A 24,444-nucleotide genomic window follows, 5' to 3' on the forward strand; every position below is an offset into this window, starting at 1 on the left:
TCTGGCGTTGATTTTTGGCACGCTGTTGAGTTCTCAAGGTGCGGACGCTTCCTTCGTTCCTGTTTCCAGGCCCTCCGGGCGCTTCCTTCGTTTCCAGCTTAGCAGATCCGATTTTCGTTTCTGCCACCCGCTGGAGCGGGCTGCTGGAGCAGGAATTCGCTATTCGCGCTTTCCGTTCCCAGCGGGGTTGAACATTACCAGGCTTTCCCGGCCCCTCAGACCACACCCTCTGCGAGGACGCAGAGGTGTAGACCACTGGGGTTAGGATCTGGCTTGATTGGTGCTGCCGACCCGCGGCACAAGGCCGCGTTGGGGTCAGGCAGGAGTACGACAGTACATCCCACCGTCAGTAGAGGCAAATCGTTTCCGGTAGTCCCTAGCTCCGACCAACGGGTACGTCTCGTGCGGAACCGGGACTTCCTATGACATACGCTTCAGAACAGTACGCCGTCCAGGACAGGTAGTGACGGCGCCACACGATCTCCGCCCCTGGGAGGCTTCCCATGACAACCGTGACGTCGCCGCTTGCCGGACGCGCCATCGGTCTCGCCGCAGTTCCCGACCCGGTCTTCTCCGGTGCGATGGTCGGTCCCGGTACCGCCATCGATCCCGTACGTGAGCCTTCGGAGGCCGTCTCCCCCATCAGCGGGGTCGTCGTCTCCATGCATCCGCACGCCTTCGTCGTCGTCGACGACGAAGGGCACGGTGTGCTCACCCACCTCGGCATCGACACCGTCCAGCTCAACGGGCAGGGCTTCGAGCTGCTCGTCAGCAAGGGCGACACCGTGCAGCGCGGACAGGCCGTCGTGCGCTGGGACCCCGCCGCGGTCGAGGCCGCCGGCAAGTCCGCCATCTGCCCCGTCGTGGCCCTGGAGGCCACCGCGGACTCGCTCTCCGGAGTCGTCGAGGACGGCGACGTGAAGGCCGGCGACCAGCTCTTCGGCTGGAGCTGAGCCGGTACGTCCTCGTGACGACCGCGAGTTCGACATTCAACGCGGCGGCCGAGGCCGTCGCTCAATCGGAGACGGGTGAGATGGAGACAACGCTGCGAGGCGTCGGCGTCAGCCACGGAGTGGCGATCGGCGAGGTCCGGCACATGGGTACAGCGGTGCTGGAGCCGCCGGCCAAGCAGATTCCCGCGGACGAGGCGGAGCGCGAACAGGGGCGCGCCCGTCAGGCCGTGGAGGCTGTGGCCGCGGACCTGATCGCCCGGGGCAATCTGGCCGGTGGTGAGGCGCAGGCGGTGCTGGAGGCCCAGGCGATGATCGCCCAGGACCCGGAGCTCATCGCCGACGTCGACCGCCGGATCGCGGTCGGCAGCACGGCCGAGCGCGGTATCTACGACGCCTTCTCGCACTACCGCGAGCTGCTCGCGGGTGCCGGCGAGTACATGGCGGGCCGGGTCGCGGACCTGGACGACGTGCGGAACCGGATCGTCGCGCGGCTGCTCGGTGTGCCGATGCCGGGCGTGCCGGACAGCGACGAGCCGTACGTGCTGATCGCGCGCGACCTGGCGCCGGCCGACACGGCGCTGCTCGACCCGACGCTGGTGCTCGGGTTCGTGACGGAGGAGGGCGGGCCGACCAGCCACAGCGCGATCCTCGCGCGGGCGCTGGGGGTGCCGGCCATCGTGGCGCTGCCGGGCGCGGGTGAGCTGGCCGAGGGAACGCTCATCGCGGTGGACGGTTCCACCGGTGAGATCTTCGTGGAGCCGAGCGAGGAGAAGAAGGCGGAGCTGACGAAGGCGGCCGCCGAGCGCAAGGCCGCTCTGGCCTCCTCCAGTGGTCCGGGTGCGACCTCCGACGGGCACAAGGTGCCGCTGCTGGCGAACGTCGGCGGTCCGGCGGACGTGCCGGCGGCGGTGGAGGCCGGCGCCGAGGGTGTCGGTCTGTTCCGTACGGAGTTCCTCTTCCTGGACGACAGCAAGAAGGCGCCGTCCGAGGAGAAGCAGGTCGAGGCGTACCGCAAGGTGCTGGAGGCGTTCCCCGAGGGCCGTGTGGTCGTGCGGGTGCTCGACGCGGGCGCCGACAAGCCGCTGGACTTCCTGACGCCGGTGGACGAGCCGAACCCGGCGCTCGGTGTGCGGGGTCTGCGGTCACTGCTGGATCACCCGGAGGTGCTGCGGACACAGCTGACCGCGCTGGCCAAGGCGGCCGAGGGGCTGCCGGTGTACCTCGAGGTCATGGCTCCGATGGTGGCGGACCGTACGGACGCGAAGGCGTTCGCCGACGCGTGCCGTGAGGCGGGGCTTCGGGCGAAGTTCGGCGCGATGGTCGAGATCCCCTCGGCCGCGCTGCGGGCGCGCTCGATCCTCCAGGAGGTCGAGTTCCTTTCGCTCGGCACCAACGACCTGGCGCAGTACACCTTCGCGGCAGACCGTCAGGTCGGCGCGGTGTCCCGGCTCCAGGACCCGTGGCAGCCGGCGCTGCTCGACCTGGTGGCGCTGTCCGCCGAGGCGGCCAAGGCCGAGGGGAAGAGCTGTGGTGTCTGTGGCGAGGCCGCTTCGGATCCGCTGCTCGCGTGTGTGCTGACGGGTCTGGGTGTCACCTCCCTGTCGATGGGCGCGGCGTCGATTCCGTATGTGCGGGCGACGCTCGCGAAGTACACGCTGGCGCAGTGCGAGCGGGCCGCGGCCGCGGCGCGGGCCGCGGACACGGCGCACGAGGCGCGGCTCGCCGCGCAGGCGGTGCTGTCCGGGGAGTGATCCCCTGAGGTGCTCGTCGAAGGGGCTTTCCGTCACGTGGTGGCGGGGAGCCCCTTCGTCGTGTCGGGGTCAGTGGTAGGTGGTCCAGTCGTCGTCCGGGTCGGGGGCGAGGTGGTGGCCTGCGCGGTAGTCGACGCCCGGTTCCGGGGAGAGGGGTTCGCCGGTGCGGGCGTCGGTGCAGTAGGCGGAGAAGACCTCGGCCTCGGTGAGGGGGGTCAGGGTGCCGTCGGTGAGGCGCCAGCCGTGAAGCCGGTCGGGGGCGTCGGGGGTGGTGGTGCGCAGGACGACCCCGCCGGGTGCCGCGAGGGCGATGCCGGTGGCGAGTACGGCGGTGAACTCCGGGGCGGTGGCGTCGTCGGGAGGTGTGATGCCGTGTGTGTGGAGGACGGCGAGGAGCTGGTCGTCGGCGGCGTGGACGCTGCAGACGAGGTGGTGGGTGCCGGGGCCAGCTGCTTCGAGGAGTCGTACGAGCAGACGGGCCGCCCGCTCGTACGCGGCCTTGCCGATGTCCTTGCCGCAGTCGGCGCAGTCTCCGGCGGTGGCGAGGACGGTGGTGGCGTACTCCCAGGTGGCCTGGCGGACGGCGGTGTCGATGAGCTCGGGGAGGAGGGTGGTGAGGGGCTGGCCGGTGTAGGTGACGCGTGCGCCGGTGGCGGCGAGGTGGGCGGTGAAGTGGCTGCGGCTGGCCGGCCGGTCCGGGTCGGTGCCGGTCTCGGCGCACCAGGCCGCGTACTCCTCGGGGTCGAAGAGGGTGACGGTGGTGTGGCCGCCCTGGGTGGCGAGGGTCCTGAGGAGGGCCTCGACCTGCCGCAGGTAGGTGGTGTGGTCGTCGAAGGCGAAGGTCCGGTACTGGCGCATGGCGGCGAAGTCCTGTTCGTCGGCGAGGAGTCCGACGGTGCTGGGGACCTCGCGGCGCAGGGCGCGGCGGAGGTGTGCGGAAGTGGTGCGGGTGCCTGTCATGTCTCCCCCTGGTGACGCTCCGATCAGTGCTCACTCACCGTAACCTTCGGCACTGACAGTGACGGTTCGGTGAGGCGTCGGCGGACGAGACGGTTCTGGGCGGCGGCGGTGGCGACCAGGGTGGCGCCGAGGACGGGCCAGGCCAGGGGGCCGGCGGAGACGAGGCCGGTCATGAGGAGGGGGCCCGCGAAGCGCTGGGTGGACTGGGCGAGGCCGTGCACTCCGAGGTAGGCGCCCTGGGCGTCGTCGGGGGCGAGGGCGACGGAGATCTCCCAGGAGGCGATGGTGTGGATCATCTCGGCGAAGGTGAGGACGACGGCTGCCGTGACCAGGGCGGTGATGGCGAGGGTGCGGCCTCCCATGGCGGAGACCGCGAGGGCGAGGGTGCCGACGGCGAAGAGGCCGGCCAGGGGGCGCAGCAGGCGGCGGGCGGCGTCGGTGGTGGCGCCGAAGCGGGAGAGCGGGACCTGGAAGAGCACGACGAGGGCGCTGTTGACCACCATCAGGAGCGGCGCGAGTCCGACGGGGGCGTCGGTGGCGTGCACGATCCAGAGCGGCAGGGCGACCTGGAGGATCGAGTCGTGGAGGAAGAAGACGGCGTCGCCGGTGGTGAAGGCGAGGAAGCCGCGGTCGCGCCAGGGGCTGGAGGGCCTGGTGGTGGGGGCGGGGTCGGTGGAGGTGGCGGCGACGCGTGAGGGGACGGGGGGTTCGGCGCAGCGGAGGGTGAGGGCGGCCATCACGAGGTAGGACAGGGCGTCGCCCACGAGCAGGAGGTGGAAGGCGGTGGTGGAGCCGATGGCGAGCGCGGCGGCGGCGCCGAGGCCGCCGAGGGTCCAGCCGAGGTTGGAGGTGGTGCGGTTGATGGCCTGGTAGCGGATGCGGTCGGGGCCGGCGACGCGGGCGGCGTAGAGCTTGGTGAGGACGTTGGTGGCGCGGTCGGGCAGGGCGCCGGCGGCGGAGAAGAGGACGAGCAGCGCGTAGTTGTCGGTGGTGAGGAGGGCGAGGAGGGCGGCGGCGCGGAGGAGTTGGGTGCAGATGATGACGCGGACGAGGGGGAAGCGGTCGGCGAGGCGGCCGCCGAGGGGGGCGCCGGCGATGCCCGCGGCGCCGGAGAGGGCGATGAGGAGGCCGACCTGGCCGATGCCGAGGCCGGTGACGTAGGTGAAGTAGAGGGCCATGGCCGTGGACCAGAGTCCGGTGCCGCACTTGTCGATGAAGCCGATGAGGAGCATGCGGCGGCCGTCGGGGCCGCCTGGGACGCGGTCCTTGAGGGGCGGGCGGGCGGGTCGGTCGGTGTGGCTCATGGGTCCCCCTTGCCAACTGCTTTGTATTGATACATACTTGATTACGTGACAGCACAATATGCGATCGAGGGGGCGACGGCCAAGGGGATTGCCGCGTCCGTGGAGCGGGGCGTGTCCGAGGGCGGGCTCACCCCGGGCGACGCCCTGCCGCCGGTGCGGCGGCTCGCCGACGAGCTGGGGGTGAGTCCGGGGACCGTCGCCACGGCCTACAAGGAGTTGCGGCAGCGGGGCCTGGTCGTCACTCGGGGGCGGGGCGGCACCGTGGTGGCGGAGGTGCCCTCGGTGGCCTCCCGGCGTCCGCCGCGCGTGCCCGCCGGCCTGGTGGACCTGGCCGGTGGACATCCGGACCCGGCGTTTCTCCCCGTACTGCGGCCCCCGGCGACCGTCGCCCCGGTGTACGGGTCCCATCGCGCCGCCCCGCGGCTCGCGCACCTGGAGGCACTGACCAGGGCGTGGTTCGAGCGCGACGGGGTGCCGGCGGAGCACGTGACGTTCGCGCACGGCGCCCTCGACTGCATCGCGCGGCTCCTTTCGACGGAGCTGCGGCCCGGGGACGCCGTGGCGGTGGAGGACCCCGGCTTCCACCATCTCCTCGACCTGGTGCCCGCGTTGGGGTTGCGGCTCGTCCCGGTCGCGGTGGACGGTGAGGGGCTCGTGCCGGAGTCGCTGCGGGCCGCCCTGCGGGGCGGGGTCCGGGCGGTGGTGTGCAGCCCGCGGGGCCAGTGCCCGACGGGGGCGTTCTTCACGCGGGCACGCAGGGATGAACTGGTGGCGGTGCTAAGGGAGTTCCCCGAGGTGCTCGTCGTCGAGGACGATCACAACGCGGAGGTCGGTGGAGCCGCGGCGTACACCCTGGCGGCGGCGGGGCTCGACCGGTGGGCGCAGGTGCGGACCGTGTCGAAACACCTCGGCATCGACCTGCGCTGGGCCGGCGTCTCCTGCGACGCGGTGACACTGGCGCGGCACGACGGGCGGATGCTGATGACCTCGGGCTGGGTCAGCCACGTCCTGCAGGAGACGGTGGCGGGCCTTCTCGCCGACGACGCGGTACGGGATCTGGTGGCGGCGGGCGAGGAGGCGTACGCGGAGCGGCGCACGGCGCTGATCGGCGCGCTCGGCGCGTACCGGATCCGCGCGGTCGGGGCCAGTGGTCTGAACGTGTGGGTGCCCGTGCGGGACGAGTCCGCGGTGGTGAACGGACTGCGGACGCAGGGGTGGTGGGTCGCCGCGGGGGCCCGGTTCCGGATCGCGGCCCCGCCGGCCGTACGGATCACGACGGCGGCGCTCCCTCCCGGGGAAGCCTCGCGGCTGGCGGCGGACTTCGCCGAGGTGCTGGGGGACGCGCAGGCGACGTACGGCGGATGAGGTGCGCGTTCCGGCTGCTCTGTCCGTGACGCGCGGGCGCTCCGGGAAGGCGTCGGCCCTGAAGGTGTGCGTGGTGGGCGCCGGCGCTCGGGGGCTGGCGAAGGACCGACCGGAAGCACCGGGGGCCCGCTGATCCGGTCGGATCGGCGGGCCCCGTGCGCGTGCTCAGCCCCGGCGGTCGGCCGCGAGGGTCTCGTAGAAGTGGAGGAGACCGAGGTCGTCGACCGAGCCGGCGTTGACGGCCTTGGCCAGGGGGGTGCCCTGGAGGAGGCGCTTGACCGGGACCTCGATGCGCTTGCCCGTGAGGGTGTGCGGCACCCCCGGGACCTCGATGATCTCGTCGGGGACGTGGCGCGGGGAGAGTTCGCTGCGGATCGTCCGCTTGATGCGGTCGATCAGCTCCTCGTCCAGGGTGACGCCCTCCACGAGGTGCACGAAGAGCGGCATCCAGTATCCGCCGTCCGGTTCCTCCAGGCCGATGACCAGCGACTCCCGGATCTCGGGGAGGCGTTCGACGGCCTCATAGATGTCGGCGCTCCCCATCCGGACGCCCTGGCGGTTCAGAGTGGAGTCGGAGCGGCCGTGGATGACGACCGAACCGTGGTCGGTGATCGTGATCCAGTCGCCGTGGCGCCAGACGCCGGGGAACATCTCGAAGTAGCTGTCGCGGTAGCGGCTGCCGTCGGGGTCGTTCCAGAAGTGGATCGGCATGGACGGCATGGGGTTGGTGACGACGAGTTCACCGACCTCGCCGATCAGGGGCTTCCCGGAGGGGTCCCAGGACTGGAGGTCGGTGCCGAGGCCCGCCGCCTGGAGCTCGCCGATGTGGACGGGCAGCGTGGGGACGGCGCCCGCGAAGCAGGAGCAGACGTCGGTGCCGCCGCTGACGGAGGCGATCCACAGGTTCTCGCGGACCTCGTCGTGGAGCCAGCGGAAGCCGTCGGGCGGGAGCGGGGAGCCGGTGGTGGCCACGCACTTCACGGCGGACAGGTCGAAGTCCCGGCCGGGGTGGACGTCCGCCTTGGCGCAGGCCATCACGTACGCGGCGGAGGTGCCGTAGAGCGTGGCGCGGGTGCGTTCGGCGACCCGCCACTGGGCCGCGGTGTCGGGGTAGCCGGGGCTGCCGTCGTACAGGACGACGGTCGTGCCGGTGAGGAGGCCGGAGACGAGGAAGTTCCACATCATCCAGCCGGTGGAGGTGTACCAGAAGAACACGTCCTCGGGGCCGAGGTCGCAGTGCAGCCCCAGCTGCTTGACGTGCTCGACGAGGATGCCGCCCTGCGACTGGACGATCGCCTTCGGCAGGCCGGTGGTGCCGGAGGAGTACAGGATCCACAGCGGGTGCGCGAACGGCACCTGGTCGTAGACCGGCTCGACGTCGGCGGCGACCAGGTCGGACCAGTCGAGCGTGCCTTCGGGGGCCGGGGTGCCGAGGAGGGGGACGTGGACGACGGCGCGGAGGGTGGGAAGCTCGGCGCGCAGCTCGGCGACGGTGTCGCGGCGGTCGTGCTCCTTGCCGCCGTAGCGGTAGCCGTCGACGGTGAAGAGGACGACCGGCTCGACCTGCTGGAAGCGGTCGAGGACGCTGCGGGCGCCGAAGTCCGGGGCGCAGGAGGTCCACACGGCGCCGACCGCGGCCGTGGCGAGGAGCGCGACGACGGCCTGCGGGACGTTGGGCAGGTAGCCGCTGACGCGGTCGCCGGGGTTCACGCCGAGGGCACGCAGTTCGGCGGCGAGGGAGGCGACCTGACGGCGGAGCTCGCCCCAGGTGGTCGGCGTGGGCTCATGTGTTTCGTCCACATGGAGCAGGGCCGTGTCATGGGGGCGCTCGTCGGCGGCGCGCAGAGCGTGCTCGGCGTAGTTGAGGGTGGCGCCGGGGAACCAGTCGGCGCCGGGCATGGAGCGGTCACCGAGGACCCGCTCGTACGGGGTCGAGAAGCGGAGGTCGAACCACTCGACGACGGCCTGCCAGAAGGCTTCGAGTTCCTCGACCGACCAGCGGTGGAGCGCCGGGTACCCTCCCTCGGCCGGGGCGCCGTGGTGCTCGGCGGCCCAGGCCTGGAAGCGGGTGACGGCGGCCGTGGCGATGCGTTCCTCGTCCGGCTGCCAGAGGGGCTCGGTCGGCGCTGCTGATGTCATGGGGGCTGCTCCCTGGCTGTACGCGGGTCTGCGTGTGTCCCGCGCACGTGCTGGGGTGTGCGCGTGACGCGGCTGACAGGACGATGCCATGTGATCGTCGTTCGCACCAGGTCTGCCCGCCCATGGTCAGGCAGTTGAACATGTGCTCCCACCACGGGTGAACGGCAGCTGAACGGAGCCTGTTCGGAGTCCGGGCGGTGGCAGGGTGAGCTGCATGGACGGTCGTGAACTGGTGCGTTCGGTGAAGGTGTTCGGTTCGGTGCAGGGCTGGCGGGCGGTGCGGTCGGCGTGGCGGCAGCGCCGTACCGACGCGCGGGGGCTGCCGCCCAGGGGCGCGGAGCGGGCCAGGGTGCCGGGGCTCGCGGTGGGGGCGGAGGCGGCTCCGGGCGGGGGGACCGTCCGGTTCGCCCGGTCCTCGCTCCGGATCTGTGTGGCGTCGGGCGGCACGGTGTTCTGGGGGTGGGACGGGGCCGGACCGCTCCCCTCGTACGCCCTGACCGGTGAGGCACCCGACGCGGACCCGCGGGCCTCCCTCGAACCGGACACCGACGGCGGATGGCGGATCGTGTCGGAGCGGGTGACGGTGGCGGTCTCCCGGCACGGGGCGGTGGAGCTCCGGACGCCGGGCGGGGTGCTGCTCCGCCGGGACCTGCCGCCGCGCTGGTGGGAGCCCGTGGCGGGCGGGATGCCGGCCCCGGAGGCGGTCGAAGGTGACGGAGCGGGGGCGGTGGCGGCGGGGGCGGTGGCGGCGGGCGCCGCGCGCTGGGTGCAGCGCAGCGAGGTGCCGGCCGACGCCCGGTTCTTCGGTCTCGGCGGGCGGTCGGGAGGGCCGCGCCTGCGGGACGGCTCGTACCGGCTGTGGAACACCGACCCCAAGGGCCGATTCGGCCCCGGGGACGATCCGCTCTACCTGACGATGCCCGTCCAGTTCGTGGTCTCGGACGCCGGAACGCACCTGGTCTTCCACGACAACTCCTGGGACGGCCTGGTCACCCTGGCCGAGGGCGAGGAGGGGGCCGGGTCGGGACATGACCGGCCGGGGACCAGTGAGGTGCGGATGAGCGGCGGGCCGCTGCGCTGCTGGGTGGTCGTCGGCACCCCCGCGCGCGTGCTGCACGGCTGGGCGGCGCTGACGGGCGCGCCCGCGCTGCCGCCGTCCTGGGCGCTCGGGCCGCAGCACGCGCGCTGGGGCTTCGGCAGCGCACGGGAGGTGCGGCGCGTGGTGGCCGGGTACCGGGCGCGGGGGCTGCCGCTGTCCGCCGTACACCTGGACATCGACCACTACGACGAGCACCGGGTGTTCACGGTCGACCGGGAGCGGTTCCCCGATCTGCCGGGGCTCGCGGAGGAGCTGCGGGAGCAGGGCGTGCGCCTGGTGTCGATCGTGGACCCGGCGGTGAAGGCGGAACCGGGCGATCCGCTCTACGACAGCGGGTCGGCGGCGGACGTCTTCGTCAAGGACTCCCGGGGTCAGGAGATACGCGGGGTGGTGTGGCCCGGCGAGTGCGCCTATCCGGACTTCACCGATCCGGCGGTACGGGAGTGGTGGGGCGGCCTGTACGAGGAGCGGCTCCGGCAGGGCTTCGCCGGGGTGTGGCACGACATGAACGAGCCGGTGTCCTTCGTCCCCTTCGGCGACCCGACCCTGCCCCGTTCGGCGCGGCACGCGCTGGAGGGGCGGGGCGGCGACCACCGGGAGGCGCACAACGTGTACGGACTCGCGATGGCCCGGGCCGGGTACGAGGGGCTGCGCCGGCTGCGGCCCCAGGAGCGGCCGTTCCTGTTCTCGCGCTCCGGCTGGGCGGGCATGCAGCGGTACGGGGGCACGTGGTCCGGCGACGTGTCCACGGGGTGGCCGGGGCTGCGGGCCTCGCTCTCCCTCGTCCTGGGCCTGGGGCTGTGCGGGGTGCCGTACTCGGGGCCGGACGTGGGCGGTTTCGACGGCAGTCCGTCCCCGGAGCTGTTCCTGCGCTGGTACCAGCTGGGCGCGTGGCTTCCTCTCTTCCGTACGCACGCGGCGATCGGCGCGGGGCGGCGCGAACCGTGGGAGTTCGGCCCGGAGGTCCTGGAGCACGCGCGCGTGGCGCTGACCGAGCGGGAGCGGCTGCGGCCGTACTTCACGACCTTGGCCCGGCTGGCGCGGATGACGGGCGCGCCGTACGTCCGTCCGGTGTGGTGGGGATCGCCCGAGGACCGGGCGCTGCGCGACTGCGAGGACGCGTTCCTCCTCGGCGACGCGCTGCTGGTGGCGCCGGTCCTGACGCGGGGCGCGGACCGGCGGGCGGTGCGGCTGCCGCGCGGACGCTGGTACGACACGGCCACGGGGCGGGCGTACGAGGGTCCGGGGCAGGTGCTGCTCGACGCGCCGCTCTCCCGGGCGCCGGTCCTGGCGCGGGCCGGGGCGGTGCTCCCCGTGCGCGGTGAGGGGGACGCGCTCGTCCTGGAGGTGTGGGCTCCGGCCGCGGGGCGGACGGGTGGCGGGCTCGTCGTGCGGGACAGCGGGGACGGCTGGGATCCTGCCGCGATCGAGCGGTACCAGTCGCGGCTGGTGGACGGACGGGTGGTGGTGGAGCGCGTCACGGACGACGGGGTGGCGGAGGCGGGGCTGCCGGTGGTGGTGCGGGGGGTGGGTGGGGTGGATCCAATAGTCGGATCCACTATCCAGTAGTCGGATCCAATGTCCCGTAGACGGATCCGGCATCCAATATTCGGATCCAATATCCAATATTCGGATCCAATATCCCGTAGCCGGATCCAATATCCAATAGTCGGATCCAATATCCCGTAGCCGAATATTGGAGATTGGATCCCCCCTCCCCTCCCCTCCCCCTCCCCCAGGCCCCTCAGCCGTAAGCGCCCCCGAACCACTTCCGTACCGCCTCCGTGTGGAGCGGGAAGGCCAGTTCCGCCGGGGCCCTGAGGACCTCGTGGCCGCTCGTCTCGTCCGTGGGGACAGACGGAGGGAGTTGGGCGGCCGGACGGGCGGGGAGGAGGCCGAAGAGGAGGAGGTGGCCGGCGGGGGAGCTCATCGCGTCGGCGAGACGGACATCCTCGGAGGTCGCCTCGATGCCGGTCTCCTCCCGGAGTTCGCGCGCGACGGCGGCGCGCCAGTCCTCGCCGTGGTCGATGAAGCCGCCGGGGAGCGCGAGCCCGCCCCGCGCGGGTTCGATGGTGCGGGTGATGACGACCAGGCCCGTTCCCGTCGCGTCGGAGACGGGGAGGAGGGCGACGGCGACGGGCAGCGGGTTGCGGTAGGCGGTGTGCCCGCAGGCCGGGCAGGTGCGGGGCCAGCCGGCGCCGGCCGGGTGGGCCGCGCCGCACGACGAGCAGTGGGAGTCACGGGAGTCCTTCACGGCCCGACCGTATGCGATCGCCCTTTCCCGGCGCTGCCGGAACTGATAGACGGGGCGCATGACTGGACTCGCAACCGCCCTCCGTACCCTCGCCCTCACGGCCGCGGCCGGGCTGCTCGCCGTCGCCGGTGCCGTCGTCGCGCCCGCTCCCCCAGCCTCGGCCGCCCCGGAACCGAAGGCGCCGCGGGAGTTCGTGGCCCTGAGCTCGGTGGACCGGACGATCCTCCAGGAGATGCGCTACACGACGGAGCACAACTTCGTCGGCGAGCCGGTGGACGGCTACCGGCAGCCGCTGTGCATCCTGACCCGCCCCGCGGCCGAGGCGCTGCACCGCGCGCAGCTCCGGCTGCTCGCGCGGGGCTACACGCTGAAGGTGTACGACTGCTACCGGCCGCAGCGGGCCGTGGACCACTTCGTGCGCTGGGCGAAGGACCTGGAGGACGAGCGGATGAAGAAGGAGTTCTATCCGCTCGTCGACAAGTCGAGGCTCTTCGCGGACGGTTACATCGCGGAGAAGTCCGGGCACAGCCGGGGTTCGACGGTGGATCTCACGATCGTGCGGCTGCCGGCGGTGCCCACGCGCGCGTACGTCCCGGGCGAGGAGCTGGTGGAGTGCTGGGCGCCCCGGGCGGAGCGGTTCCCGGACAACTCGGTGGACATGGGGACCGGGTACGACTGCTTCGACACGCGCTCGCACACCGACGACCCGCGGATCCAGGGGGTTCAGCGGGCCAACCGGCAGCTGCTCAAGGGCGCCCTCGCCGAGCAGGGGTTCGTGAACCTGCCCGAGGAGTGGTGGCACTTCACCTTCAAGCCGGAGCCGTTCCCCGGCACGTTCTTCGACTTCCCGGTGGCACGGAGGTCGGTGGCCGGACACTGAGCCCTTCTCACTGCCGGTCTCCCGTGCCACACTTCTGACGCTTCGTCAGATCACGGGAGGTCCCGATGGCACGGACGCGCAGACCGGTGGTGGCCGGGTGGTTCACCGACGACACCGTGCCGGAGGCGGAGTTCCGGCTGCTCGGCACCCGCTGCACGGCCTGCGCGTCGGTCTTCTTCCCGCGCGAGGCCGACGGGTGCCGCAACCCCCTGTGTCCGGGCGCCGGCGAGTTGGCCGAGGTCCCGCTCTCGCCGCGCGGCCGGGTCTGGTCGTACACCGACGGCCGGTACCGCCCGCCCGCCCCGTACGTCTCCGACCCGGACGCGCCCTGGAAGCCGTACGTCCTCGTCGCGGTCGAGCTCGCGGCCGAGGCGATGGTGGTCCTCGGGCAGGCGGCGCCCGGCGTGACGACGGACGACCTCGCCGTCGGAACGGAGGTCGAGGTGGTGCCCGGTGTCCTGAACGAGGACGAGCGGCACATCTGGACCACCTGGAACTGGCGGCCGGTCGCCCACGCGGAGCGGGAGGACCGGTCGTGAACGACATCGCCGTGCTCGGGGCCGGGATGCACCCCTGGGGCAAATGGGGCCGGAGCTTCGTCGCGTACGGGACGGCCGCCGCCCGCGCCGCGCTCGCCGACGCCGGTCTCGCATGGTCCGACGTCGGCTCGGTCGTCGGCGCGGACACCATGCGGTGCGGATACCCGGGCTACGTGGCCGGAGCGACCTTCGCCCAGGCCCTCGGCTGGCAGGGGGCGCGGGTCACCAGCGTGTACGCCGCCTGCGCCTCGGGCGCCCAGGCCATCGGGACCGCACGCGCCCAGATCCTGGCCGGTCTCGCGGACGTGGTCCTGGTCGTCGGCGCGGACGCGACACCGAAGGGTTTTCTCGCCCCGGCCGGCGGCGAGCGGCCCGGCGACCCGGACTGGCTGCGGTTCCGGGTGCTCGGGGCGACCAACCCGGCGTACTTCGCGCTCTACGCGCGCCGCAGGATGGAGCTGTACGGGGACACGGCCGAGGACTTCGCCCAGGTGAAGGTGAAGAACGCGGCGGCCGGCGCCCTCAACCCCCTGGCCCGCTACCGCGCGCGCGTGACCGCCGAAGAGGTCGCGGCCTCGCCGGTCGTCGCCGATCCGCTCCGGCTCCTCGACATCTGCGCCACCTCGGACGGAGGCGCCGCGCTCGTGCTGTCCAGCATGGAGTTCGCCCGCCGCCACGGGCACGCCGACCCGGTCCGGGTCCGGGCGGTGTCCACCGTCTCCCCCACGTACCCCAAGGCGGTGCTCGACCTCCCCGACATCGCGACCGACTCGGCGGCGACCGTCTCCCCCGCTCCGCACACCTTCCGCGCCTCGATCGCCGGCGCCGCCTACGAGGAGGCGGGGATCGGACCCGAGGACCTGTCCCTCGCGGAGGTGTACGACCTGTCCACCGCCCTGGAGCTGGAGTGGTACGAGGACATCGGGCTCTGCCCGCAGGGTGAGGGCGCGAAGCTGCTGAGGGACGGCGCCACGGCCCTCGGCGGCCGCCTGCCCGTCAACACCAGCGGCGGCCTCGGCTCCTTCGGAGAGGCGGTGCCCGCCCAGGCGATCGCCCAGGTCTGCGAGCTGACCTGGCAGCTGCGCGGTACGGCGGGCGACCGGCAGGTGCCGGGGGCGCGGGTCGGGATCACCGCGAACCAGGGCCTGTTCGGACACGGTTCGGCGGTGGTGGCGGTGCGCTGAGGCTCCCGCCCGTCAGGTCGTGACGGCGGCGGGGCTGCGGTCCGCGAGGACGAGAGCGTGCTGGACGACCGCCACGAGGACCTCCTTCACGGACTCGCGGTCCCGGGCGTCGCACATCAGCAGCTCCACCTCGGGGTCCAGGTCGAGCGCGCCGCGCACGGTCTCCGCCGGGAACCTGCGGGCGCCCTCGAAGCAGTTGACGGCCACCGTGAACGGGATGCCGCGCCGCTCGAAGTAGTCGATGGCCGCGAAGCTGTCCTCAAGGCGGCGGGTGTCCGCGAGGACGATCGCGCCCAGGGCCCCCTGGGCCAGCTCGTCCCACAGGAACCAGAAACGGTCCTGCCCCGGCGTACCGAAGAGGTAGAGGACGAGGTCCTCGCGGAGGGTGATCCGGCCGAAGTCCATGGCGACCGTGGTGGTCGTCTTGGTCTCGACGCCGTGCAGGTCGTCGACGGGCCGCCCCGCCTCGCTGAGGATCTCCTCGGTCCGCAGGGGTCTGATCTCGCTGACCGCGCCCACCAGCGTCGTCTTGCCGACCCCGAACCCGCCCGCGACGAGGATCTTCAGGGTCACCGGTTCGACGAAGGGCTTCTTGCGGCTAGAGCGCCCGAAGGCCATTGATCACCTCGCGAAGGATGCTCACGTCCGGCAGCTCGGCCGGCGGAACGGGGCGGGTCACACGGACGAGTTCGTCCTCGGCGAGGTCACCGACGAGGACCCGGACCACCCCGACGGGGAGGTCGAGTCCGGCGGCGAGCTCGGCGATCGACTGGGGCTGCTCGAAGCAGCGTTCGACGATCTCCACGTGTTCCGGGGAGAGCGTCTGGTCCCGGCCGGGGTCGTCGGCGGCGGGCTCGGGAACGACCACCGCGATCAGGTCGAGACGGTGGCGGCCGGCGGCGCTCGTCCGGCCGCGGGTCATCGCGTACGGACGGACCACCGGCCCGGCCTCGTCGTCGAACCAGTGGTGGCGGCCGGAGGTCCGCTCGGCTGCGTCACTCATGTCGACCCACTCACCCTCCCGAGGGCAGACCGGCCCGGGGAGCCGTCGTGAGGTGCGCCCCGACCCGCTTCACCATCAGCGTCATCTCGTAGGCGACCTGGCCGACGTCCGAGTCGGCGTCCGCGAGCACCGCCAGGCAGCTGCCGTCACCGGCGGCCGTGACGAAGAGGAAGGCGTCCTCCAGCTCGACGACCGTCTGGCGGACCTTGCCCGCCTCGAAGTGGCGCCCGACGCCCTTGGCGAGGCTGTGGAAACCGGAGGCCACGGCGGCCAGGTGCTCGCCGTCCTCCCGGGTCAGGTCCTGGGAGGCACCGGTGGGGAGTCCGTCGCTGGAGAGCACCAGGGCCTTCCGGATGGACCCGACGCGCTGGACGAGCTCGTCGAGGAGCCAGTTCAGCTCGCCGTTTCCGTGTCCGGAGGTCGTGCTGGGTGCTGCGGCGTTCGGTGCGGTCATCGACCGTCCCCCTCGGGTGTGGTTCCTGGTGCTGTCGGTTCGTCCGGCTCTGTGGTGTCCCGCCGGCCGCGCTGCCAGCCACGCTGCATCGCGGCCATGCGGGCGCGTACCTCCTCGGCGTCGCGCTCGAAGGAGTCGGGCCCGTCGGACGGCGCTCCCGTGCCCGTACGGCCGTCGGCGCGGGTTCCCGCCCCCCGGGCCGGACCCTCGGTCTCGCGCAGCTGCGGCGCGAGACTGGCCTGACGGACACGGCGGGGCAGACCGCCGAACGCGTCCGCGTCCTCCGGCGGCACCGGGCCGTCGGGGGGTGCGGGCGCCTCGCGGCGTCCGGAGGCTTCCGGCCGTACGAGCCCCTCAGGGCGTACCGGGGCGTCCGGGCGTACGAGACCTTCTGGCCTTACCGGAGCCCCCGGCCGTGCTGGGGTCTCCGGGCGTACGGGGACGAGCGTGGGTCCGGCGGCCGGCAGGGGGCCCCTCCGGTCGGCCTGCGGGAGTCCCGACCGGTGTTCCCGCGGACGCGCGCGGTCCTGCTGCGGCGGGGCGGCGTCCGCCTGGGCGTGGGTACGGCCCGGTTGGGGATGCGCGCGGTCGGGCTGCGCGTGGGCGCCGTCCGGTTCGTCGAGGCGGCGGCCGTGGTCCACGACGAGCGTCGGGGTGCGGCGGCGCGGCAGCCGCGCGGGACCGTGGAGGGTGCCGTCGGCGGGCGCGTCCGGCCCGGCGAGCCCCGGCGTCCGGTCCGGGGCCTGCTCGTGCTGCTCGCCGGCCGGCGCGAGTCCGGTGCGGCGCCGGTCGCGGGGCCGGAAGAGGCCGCCGCGCTCGCTGTCGCTGTCGAGGAGGTCCGCGGACCGGTCGAGCAGGACGTCGAAGTCCTCGGTGCCGAGCGGCGCCTCCAGCTCCACCGGGCCGTCCAGCGGTCCGGGTCCCTCGGTCACGTCGGGGACCTTCGTGAGAGCGGCCCTGCGGGTGGGCAGGGCGCCGCCGCCGGCGGACGCGTCGTCCGTCCGCCCCGGGCGCTCCAGGGTCTTGCGGTCGAGCCGGAAGCCGGCTCCCTGGGTCTCCGGCGCCTCGGTGAGCAGAGCGGCCGGGATGAACACGACCGCGGTGGTCCCTCCGTACGGGGAGGGCTGGAGCGAGACCCGGACGTTCTGGCGCTGGGCGAGCCGGCTGACGACGAAGAGGCCGAGCCGGTCGGTGTCCGAGAGCTCGAACTCGGGGGTCTCGGCGAGCCGGAGGTTGGCGTCGAGCAGGGCGTCGGGGTTCATGCCGAGGCCGCGGTCGTGGATCTCCAGGGTGAAGCCGTTGGCGACGCGTTCGCCGAGGACCTGGACGGCGGTGTGCGGGGGCGAGTACACCGTGGCGTTCTCGAGGAGTTCGGCGATGAGGTGGGTTAGGTCGGCGACGGCGGGGCCGCCCACGCCGAGGCGGGGCAGCCGGCGCACCTCGATCCGCTCGTAGTCCTCGACCTCGGCGACGGCGGCGCGGACCACGTCCATGAGCTGGACGGGCTTGCGCCACTGGCGGGAGGGGGCGGCGCCGGACAGGATGACGAGGCCCTCGGCGTGCCGGCGCATACGGGTGGTGAGGTGGTCGAGGCGGAAGAGGTCGGCCAGCTCGTCGGTGTCCTCCGTGCGCCGCTCCATGGTGTCGAGGAGGGTCAGCTGACGGTGGAGCAGGACCTGGTTGCGGCGGGCGAGGTTGACGAACACCTCGGAGACGCCGCGGCGCAGTTCCGCCTGCTTGACGGCGGCCTCGACGGCGGCGCGCTGGAGGGTGTTGAGGGCCTGGCCGACCTGGCCGACCTCGTCCTCCCCGTACCGCAGATGGGGCACCTCGGTGCCGACGTCGACCTGCTCGCCGGCGGCGAGGCGGCGCATGACGCTGGGCAGCCGGACGCCGGAGACCTCCTGGGCCTCCTTCTGCAGGCGGCGCAGGTCGCGGACGAGCCGGCGGCCGATGCGGACGGAGATGACGATCGAGGCGAGCAGGGCGAGGAAGCCGAGGACGCCGGCGATGCCGACCTTGAGGAGGACGCTGTACGCGGCGGGCCGGACGCGGTCCTGGTAGCGGTCGCCGGCGGCGGTGTTCTCGCGGGCGAGGTCGTCGAGGACGGGGCTCGCCTGGTCCTGCCACCGCTCGGCGGTGACGGCGCGCGGGCTGTCGGTGGGGCCCTCGTCGATGACGGCGCTCTCGGCGGTGCGCAGCGGCTGGGTGTCGGGGCTGTGCCAGTACTTCTCGAAGCGTTCGCGCTCGGCGGCGGGCAGGAGTTCGAGGTTGACCTCGTAGAACTGCTCGCGGTTGGCGATGAGGTCGGATATCGCGCGGATCTCTTCGGAGGTGACGCGGTCCGCGACGAGCGCGGAGAGGACGAGGGCGTCCTCGCGGGAGAGCAGCTCCCGCGCGCGCGTGATGCCGACGAGGGCGCGTCCCTGCTTGTCCATCTCCACGTTCTCGAGGGCGTGGAGGGTGACGAGGAAGCTGTAGCAGGGGTCGACGAGCCGGTTGTAGTACTCGAGGGCCTGCATGCGGCCGATGCCGCGGTTCTCGACGGAGCGGCGCAGCGAGGCGAGGCCGTCGAGCGCGTCGAGGAGGGAGGTGAGCCGCTGGGCGGTGACGGGCCGCATCTCCTCGCGGACGCCGGGGTCGGCGGCGTTGGCGCGGATGCGGGCGATCTGCCGGTCGGTGGCGCGGCGGGTCTCGCGCAGGGAGGGGAGGGCGTCGGAGCCCCGGGGGTCGGCCAGGTAGACGAGCGCCTGGCGGCGTTCGATCTGGATGACCCGGGCGGTGTCCTCCAGGGGGTAGCCGACCTTGTCGACGATGTAGCCGACGTCGAGGAGCTGGTCGGCCTCGCGGCCCGTCAGGACCGTGGCGAAACCCCACAGTCCGGTGAGGGACACGAGCGGTACGAGCAGCAACGCCACGATCTTCCTGCGGATGGACTTCCCGCGAAAGCGCATGGCCTCCCCCAGCTCGGCCCCCGCGCGCCACGGAGGTCCTTCACGTTCGTGACGTCCGGTGTCAACACGCGGCGTCAACCTTGAATTTCAACAAACGGCGGCGCGAGCCTACTACTGCATCAAGGCCATTCCGAAGGTGCGTCCGAGCTATTTTCAGCCTGTCGAGTGAGTGCTGATCATGAGATGTCCCGGTATTACGGGAGTTGGGCTGGGGCGGTGTGGCGTAGGACACCTGATGGCGTGCCATTTCTCCGGCCTGCACAGATGGCTGGAACTGTTCGTTCCGCGCCCCGGTCCACGCATCGCGATCATCCTTACGTGGGGCGAAACCTTTTCCCTCTCTCGCGCGTCATTACGTACGGGGAGGGTTCTGTCCGTGTAAACGGGCTCAAGACGGGCAGCCGACCCTGTAGTCGTTCAGTGGTGGGGAGTGACGGGACAATGGAACACGAGGCGCGGTCGGCGCGGCAGTTGTGGGTGGAGGACGAACGGGGCCGACGGCGGATGCCCGATCCGGTGCGCAACGCCGCCGTGCGGGCCGTGATCATCACGTCGGTGACACTCATCCAGGCCGTGGTGGCCTTCTTCTGTACGCTCGCGGGCGCGTGGCTTGCGTTTCCGATGACCGTCACGGCGGTGGCCTCGACCGTCGTGGCCACCTGGAGCGTCCTCGACGTCTGGATCACCCGTCAGGTGTGGCACCAGCGCAACGGCGTGGTCTCGGAGCCGAGCAGCACGGCCCGTCCGCCGATCCGGGCGCGGCGCGACGAGGACCGGGCGGAGACGTCACCGCTGCCCGAGGCGGCCTGAACACGAGCGGAAGCCGAGCGGCCCGGTCCCCCTGAGGGGGCCGGGCCGCTCGCCGTCGCAGGAAGCCCCTGCCGTCGGACGACCGGCGGGCCGGAGACTACGCCTGGTCCGTCGGCACGGGCTCGTCGGACAGGTGGCGGCGGAACATCCGCGTCGCCGTGATCTCGCCGTGGATCGTCTCCCCCTCCGAGGCCGGCTGCGGCAGCCCGGGGCGCAGGTGCTCCTCCACGCTGATGTACTTCAGCCCGGCGCGCAGGTCCGCGTCGTTGCGCAGCCGGATCACCAGCGGGAACTCGGCGAGCGCGGTCGTGTCGAACAGGCCCGTCGTGTAGAGCAGCTGGACGCCCAGCGCGTCCGACACGGCCCGCTGGAGCTCCAGGAGGTACGTGGCGTTGGCGCGGCCGATCGGGTTGTCGAGGAACAGCGTGCCCGCGTGCCGGTGCTTGTCGCGACCCCGGTCGTTGGAGCGGAGCGCGGCCATCGTGCAGTACAGGGCGATGGCGGCGGTGAGCAGCTGCCCGCCGGAGAAGACGTCGCCCATCTGCCCGACGGGGACCCGCTCCGCGCGCAGCACCGCGTCCGGCTTGAGGATCTCGACCGAAACGCCCTTGGGTTCGAGCGCCGCCTGAACGCCCCTGAGGAGCAGGGACATGCCGTCGCGCCGCAGGTCGGAGTTCTTCCTGACGGCGGCGCGGGTCGCCTCGTCGACGACCTCGCCGAGCCGCTCGGCGAGCGTGGCCTGGTCGGGCTCCTCGAAGCGGATCCGCAGGAACTCCTGGCCCGACCACTCGCCGAGTCCCTCGGGAAGACGGGAGAGCCGCTGGGCGGAACGGAGCGTCGCGAGCGAGGACTCCACGAGGCCGCGCAGCCGGTCGACGATCGAGTCCCGGTTGCGCTCCAGCTGCTCCAGCTCGTCCGTCAGGACCCTCAGCCGGGGCGCGAAGGCCTCGGCCCACTTGGCGGCGTGCTCCGGCAGGGCGGACGCCGGCAGTTCACGGATCTGCTGGCGGGCGGGGGTGCGGACCTGCTCGTAGCGGGTGGAGTTGGCGTGCCGGACGAGGATGTCGCTCGCCTCGCGCACGGCGGCGTCGGCGGCGGACAGCTCTGCGGTGCAGGCACGCAGGGCGCGGCGCGCCTCGGCGGCCGTCGTCCGTGCCTCCTCCAGGGTGCCCGGGTACGGCTCGGTCTCCTCCCGCTCCTCGTCCGTGTGGTCGCGGAGCAGGTCACGCAGCAGCGCCGCCGTCTCGTCGAAGCCGCCCGCCGCGTCCTCGGCCGCCCGGTGGTCCCGGAGCAGTCCGGTGTGGGCGGCGCGCGCCGCGTCCAGGGCGTCGCTGCGGGAGGCGAGTTCGGCCGTGGCGGTACGGAGCAGGGCCTGGGCCCGCTCGGCGTCGGCGGGGACCAGCTCCTCGGGCAGTTCGGTGTGCGCCTCCCCGTCCTCGGGGGCCAGGCGCTCGGCCTCGCCGCGGAGGCGGCCGAGCTTCTCGCTCGCCTCCGAGGCGCGGGTCTCCAGCATCTGCACCAGGGCCTCGGCGCGGGCGGCGGCCGCCTGCCGGGAGGGACCGTCGGCGCCGTCGGTGGACTCCAGGAGCTGTTCGGCGCGGGCGCGGACCTTGTTGGTGAGGCGGTCGAGCTCGGCGAGGGCCGCGGACTCGTCGCTCTCGGCGCGGGCCTGCTCGGCGCGCAGGTCGGCGCCGACGCCGACCTTCTCGTACAGCTGGGACGCTGCCCGGTAGGCCTCGCGGAGGGTGGGGAGCGCGGTGCGGGGCGCGGTCGGGTCCTCCTCGGGGAGGGTGTCGGGGGCGCCGGCGATCTCGGCGCGCTCGGCCCGCAGGGCGCGCGCGGTGCGGTGGGCGTCGTCGGCGGCGCGCTGGGCGGCGCGGCGGTCCTCGTCGGCGGCGCGGGCGCGCTCCAGGCAGGTCTGGGCGCGGGCCTCGGCCTCGGCGGCGTCGTCGGCGAGTTCGCGGAGCTTGGCCTGCCAGGCGGACCGCTCACGCAGCCGGAACGCCAGTCCGGCGAGCGCGTCGGCGACCCGGCGGGCCCGCTGGGCGGCCTCTTGGCGCTCGTCGCGGAGCTGGGCGGCTTCGGCGGCGGCCTCGTCGGCCTCCGTACGGGCCGTGCGGGCCTCTTCTAGGGCGGCGGCCGCCGCTTCGGCGGTCTCGCGGGCGGTCGTCGCGACGGCGGCGAGCTCGGCGAGCATCCCGGACGGGCAGTCGGCTCGCCAGGCGCCGATCCGGGAGGCGAGGGCGCGGTCGCCGGCGAGGCGGGCGGCGAGGGTGCGGATCTCCTCGTCGCGGGCGGTCGCGCGGGCGCGCAGCGCGTGCCGCTCCTCGTCGGCCGCGTGCTCGTCGTGCATGGCCGGGTTCGGCGGTACGAGGAAGACGCCGGTGTCCTCCCCCGACCGCTGCGCCGGTACGGGGGCGAGCAGGGCGGCGGCGGTGCCGACGGCGACGGCGGAGCGGGGCAGCAGGGCGGCCGAGCCGAGGACCTCGCGGGCCCGTCCGTACGAGACGGGGTCGGTGATCACGACGCCGTCGACGAGTTCGGGGCGGGCGGCGAGGACGCGGGCGTGGTCGGCGGGGTCCACGGCCTGGGCGAGGTAGCGCCAGCCGGGGAGGGCGGGGATGCCGTGCTCGCCGAGGTACTCGACGGTGGCGAGGACGTCGGGGCCGGGCGGCAGCAGGCCGCCGTCGCCGAGGGCGCCGAGGATGCGGGAGTCGTCGGCGGCGGCGGTGCGCAGTTCGAAGAGCTGGCGCTCGGCGGAGGCGACGGCCTGGTCGAGCAGCCCGCGCAGCTCGTCGGCGTACCGGTCGAACTCGGTGACGGTGAGCGGGCCCTGCGGCGCGGACCCGGTGTCCTCCGCCGGCACGTCCTCGCGGTCGCCTCCGGGAGCGGCGGCGGCGCGCTGGCCGGGGAGCGGGGAGCCGGAGGACGGCAGGCTGAGGAGTTCGGCGAGACGCTCCTCGGAGGCGAGGGCCTCGGCGGCGCGGCGCTCCGCGTCGTAGGCGTTCCCGGCGGCCTCGGCGGCGTCCGCGGCGCGGGCGGCGGCGAGTTCGGCGCGGGCCTCGGCTCCGGCGGCCGCACGCGCGCGTTCGGCCGCGGTGCGGGCGGCCTCGCGGGCCGTGTCCCAGGCGGCGACGGTCGTCTTCTCGGCGTCGCTCGCGGCGAGGGCGGCGCGGGCCGGGTCGGCGTCCGGCGCGGTGTCGTCGAGCCAGCCGGCCCGTACGGCCTCGGCGGTCTCCTGCTCGACCTCGGCGAGCCGCTGGCGCAGGTGGCCGGCCTCGCTGCGGGCCCGCTGGGCCTCGGTGGCGGCGGCGGTGGCGTCGCGGTGGGCGGTCTCGCCCGCGTCCTGGAGGGCGGTGGAGCGTTCCTCCTCCTCGGCCGCGTGGCGCTCGCCCTCCTCGGCGGCGGCGGCCAGGGCCCGTACGAGATCGGCGGCGGCCTCGGCGCGGGCGGCCAGGGCGGGGGCCGCGTCGCGCTCGGCCTCGCGGATGGCGGCGGCCACGCGCGCGGAGCGGTCGCTCGCGGCCCGGTGGCGCAGGACCGTCTCGGTCGCCTGCCAGGCGGCGTGCAGGGTGCGGGCGTCGGTGAGTTCGCGGCGCTGGGCGGCGGCGCCCTTCTCGGCGGCGGTCAGGGCCAGGGAGGCGTGCCGGTAGGCGAGTTCGGCGGCGATGAGGGAGCTGCGGCCGCGGGCGGTCTCGGCCTCGGCGACGGTGTGCCCGGCCTCGGTGACCCGCCGGGCGAGTTCGGCGGCGCGGCCGCGCTCCTCGGCGGCGCGGGCGGAGAGCCGCCGGGCGAGCGTGCGGGTGCGGCGCTCGGCGCCCGCGTGGACCTCGCGCGCGTGGGCACGGGTTCCGGCGGCCTCGACGATCCGGCCGAGGAGGTCGACGGAACCGGCGGTGAAGTCGCGCTCGGCGGTCAGTTCGGCGCGGCGGCCGAGCTTGTTGCCGAAGCCGCCGACGAGGTCCGCGAGGCCGTCGGTGTCGCGGGTGTCGGTGACGGCGCGCAGCAGCAGGTCGGTGAAGTCGGAGTCCTTCTTGACCGCGAAGAGGCCGGCGGCCTCGCCCTCGTCGGCGTTCATCTCGCGCTGGTAGCGGAAGAGTTCGGGGTCGAGACCGAGCTCGCCCAGGTGCTCGTTCCAGCGGTCGTGGATCTCCTCCCAGACCACCTCCAGGTGCGGGTAGGCCTTTCCGGCCTCGGTGAGCGCGTCGCGGAAGCCCTTCATGGTGCGGCGGCGGCCGGTCGCACCGGAGGCGCCCTCGACGGGCGGGCGGACCGAGGTCGCCTCGGCGACGGGGAGGTTGTCCAGGCTGAGGCCGGGTCCGGGGCGGAAGGAGTACCAGGCCTCGGCGAACTTCCGCGGGTCGTTGGAGACCTGGCGGCCGCGCCACTCGCTGGCCTTGCCGACGACGACGAGTTCGCCGGTGAGGGTGTGCTGCCACTCCAGGGCCACGTGGCCGCAGTCGTCGGCGAGGAGGAACTTGCGCAGCACGCCGGAGCTGGCGCCGCCCAGGGTGTTGCGGTGACCGGGGAGCATGACCGAGAAGATCAGCTTGAGGAGGACGGACTTGCCGCCGCCGTTCTCCAGGAAGAGCACGCCCGCCGGGGCGGGGCGGCGCGGCGGGCCGACCGGCTCCTCCTCGAAGAACTCCGCCTGGGTGGGGGCGGGGTGGGGCACGGGCGCGCCGACTCCACGCAGGTCCAGGACGGTGTCGGCGTAGCGCGCACCGGCGGGGCCGATGGAGTAGAGGCGGACCCGGGACAGCTCGTACATGGCGAGGGACTCTCGTGCTCGTCG

Annotated in this window: 17 protein-coding genes; 8 read left to right on the forward strand and 9 right to left on the reverse strand. The window is 73.6% G+C overall.

Annotated features, from left to right (window positions below):
• Positions 1-503: 503 nt before the first annotated feature.
• A complete protein-coding gene (locus tag ACZ51I_RS24820) occupies positions 504-953 on the forward strand; it encodes a PTS sugar transporter subunit IIA (protein ID WP_468879677.1) in 450 nt (149 codons plus the stop codon).
• Positions 954-1,033: 80 nt separating this feature from the next.
• The gene (gene ptsP, locus ACZ51I_RS24825) at positions 1,034-2,704 is read left to right on the forward strand and encodes a phosphoenolpyruvate--protein phosphotransferase (protein WP_468879680.1); all 1,671 of its coding nucleotides are present in this window, start codon (positions 1,034-1,036) and stop codon (positions 2,702-2,704) included.
• Between the two features lie 69 nt (positions 2,705-2,773).
• On the opposite strand, the gene ACZ51I_RS24830 is transcribed toward ptsP, so the two are convergent.
• Positions 2,774-3,664, reverse strand: coding sequence for a hypothetical protein (locus ACZ51I_RS24830; protein WP_468879682.1), 891 nt, complete (start codon positions 3,662-3,664; stop codon positions 2,774-2,776).
• 23 nt (positions 3,665-3,687) lie between these two features.
• The gene (locus ACZ51I_RS24835) at positions 3,688-4,968 is read right to left on the reverse strand and encodes an MFS transporter (RefSeq protein WP_468879685.1); all 1,281 of its coding nucleotides are present in this window, start codon (positions 4,966-4,968) and stop codon (positions 3,688-3,690) included.
• Positions 4,969-5,013: 45 nt separating this feature from the next.
• On the opposite strand from ACZ51I_RS24835, the gene ACZ51I_RS24840 reads away from it, so the two are divergent.
• Positions 5,014-6,333 carry an aminotransferase class I/II-fold pyridoxal phosphate-dependent enzyme gene (locus ACZ51I_RS24840; protein WP_468879688.1) on the forward strand — a complete coding sequence of 440 codons (1,320 nt, stop codon included), beginning with the start codon at positions 5,014-5,016 and terminating at the stop codon, positions 6,331-6,333.
• 165 nt (positions 6,334-6,498) lie between these two features.
• On the opposite strand, the gene ACZ51I_RS24845 is transcribed toward ACZ51I_RS24840, so the two are convergent.
• On the reverse strand, positions 6,499-8,472 hold the full coding sequence (locus tag ACZ51I_RS24845) for an acetoacetate--CoA ligase (RefSeq protein ID WP_468879691.1): 1,974 nt from the start codon (positions 8,470-8,472) through the stop codon (positions 6,499-6,501).
• 214 nt (positions 8,473-8,686) lie between these two features.
• Here ACZ51I_RS24845 and ACZ51I_RS24850 point away from each other — a divergent pair, with 214 nt between their 5' ends.
• Complete coding sequence (locus tag ACZ51I_RS24850; protein ID WP_468879694.1) at positions 8,687-11,140, forward strand: glycoside hydrolase family 31 protein; 2,454 nt, start codon at positions 8,687-8,689, stop codon at positions 11,138-11,140.
• 175 nt (positions 11,141-11,315) lie between these two features.
• Here ACZ51I_RS24850 and ACZ51I_RS24855 read toward each other — a convergent pair whose 3' ends face one another.
• Positions 11,316-11,885 carry an NUDIX domain-containing protein gene (locus ACZ51I_RS24855; protein ID WP_468879696.1) on the reverse strand — a complete coding sequence of 190 codons (570 nt, stop codon included), beginning with the start codon at positions 11,883-11,885 and terminating at the stop codon, positions 11,316-11,318.
• Between ACZ51I_RS24855 and ACZ51I_RS24860 the strand changes: the two genes are divergently transcribed.
• From ACZ51I_RS24860 to ACZ51I_RS24870, 3 genes are all read left to right on the forward strand, one after another.
• Positions 11,884-12,705, forward strand: a complete 822-nt coding sequence (locus tag ACZ51I_RS24860; RefSeq protein WP_468879698.1) for a M15 family metallopeptidase — start codon at positions 11,884-11,886, stop codon at positions 12,703-12,705. The genes ACZ51I_RS24855 and ACZ51I_RS24860 overlap by 2 nt on opposite strands.
• A gap of 65 nt (positions 12,706-12,770) precedes the next feature.
• Entirely contained in the window at positions 12,771-13,244 is a 474-nt protein-coding gene (locus tag ACZ51I_RS24865; protein ID WP_468879700.1) for a Zn-ribbon domain-containing OB-fold protein, read from the forward strand.
• Positions 13,241-14,428 carry a lipid-transfer protein gene (locus ACZ51I_RS24870; protein WP_468879702.1) on the forward strand — a complete coding sequence of 396 codons (1,188 nt, stop codon included), beginning with the start codon at positions 13,241-13,243 and terminating at the stop codon, positions 14,426-14,428. The genes ACZ51I_RS24865 and ACZ51I_RS24870 overlap by 4 nt, the downstream gene beginning before the upstream one ends.
• A gap of 12 nt (positions 14,429-14,440) precedes the next feature.
• Here ACZ51I_RS24870 and ACZ51I_RS24875 read toward each other — a convergent pair whose 3' ends face one another.
• Genes ACZ51I_RS24875 through ACZ51I_RS24890 form a run of 4 tightly spaced genes read right to left on the reverse strand, consistent with a single transcriptional unit; the run spans position 14,441 to position 18,839 of the window.
• Positions 14,441-15,046: a GTP-binding protein gene (locus tag ACZ51I_RS24875; protein ID WP_468879705.1), complete on the reverse strand. Its 606-nt coding sequence runs from the start codon at positions 15,044-15,046 to the stop codon at positions 14,441-14,443.
• The gene (locus ACZ51I_RS24880) at positions 15,027-15,431 is read right to left on the reverse strand and encodes a DUF742 domain-containing protein (protein WP_468879707.1); all 405 of its coding nucleotides are present in this window, start codon (positions 15,429-15,431) and stop codon (positions 15,027-15,029) included. Before ACZ51I_RS24880 ends, ACZ51I_RS24875 begins: the two co-directional genes overlap by 20 nt.
• A gap of 10 nt (positions 15,432-15,441) precedes the next feature.
• Positions 15,442-15,885, reverse strand: coding sequence for a roadblock/LC7 domain-containing protein (locus ACZ51I_RS24885; protein ID WP_468879709.1), 444 nt, complete (start codon positions 15,883-15,885; stop codon positions 15,442-15,444).
• A complete protein-coding gene (locus tag ACZ51I_RS24890) occupies positions 15,882-18,839 on the reverse strand; it encodes a sensor histidine kinase (RefSeq protein WP_468879712.1) in 2,958 nt (985 codons plus the stop codon). The genes ACZ51I_RS24885 and ACZ51I_RS24890 overlap by 4 nt, the downstream gene beginning before the upstream one ends.
• Before the next feature lie 441 nt (positions 18,840-19,280).
• Here ACZ51I_RS24890 and ACZ51I_RS24895 point away from each other — a divergent pair, with 441 nt between their 5' ends.
• Positions 19,281-19,649 (forward strand): hypothetical protein, encoded by a 369-nt coding sequence (locus tag ACZ51I_RS24895; protein WP_468879714.1) that lies wholly within the window; start codon positions 19,281-19,283, stop codon positions 19,647-19,649.
• A 97-nt stretch (positions 19,650-19,746) separates the two neighbouring features.
• On the opposite strand, the gene ACZ51I_RS24900 is transcribed toward ACZ51I_RS24895, so the two are convergent.
• Complete coding sequence (locus ACZ51I_RS24900) at positions 19,747-24,420, reverse strand: hypothetical protein (protein WP_468879716.1); 4,674 nt, start codon at positions 24,418-24,420, stop codon at positions 19,747-19,749.
• Positions 24,421-24,444 lie beyond the last annotated feature (24 nt).

This window comes from Streptomyces sp. NPDC034084, assembly GCF_055575535.1.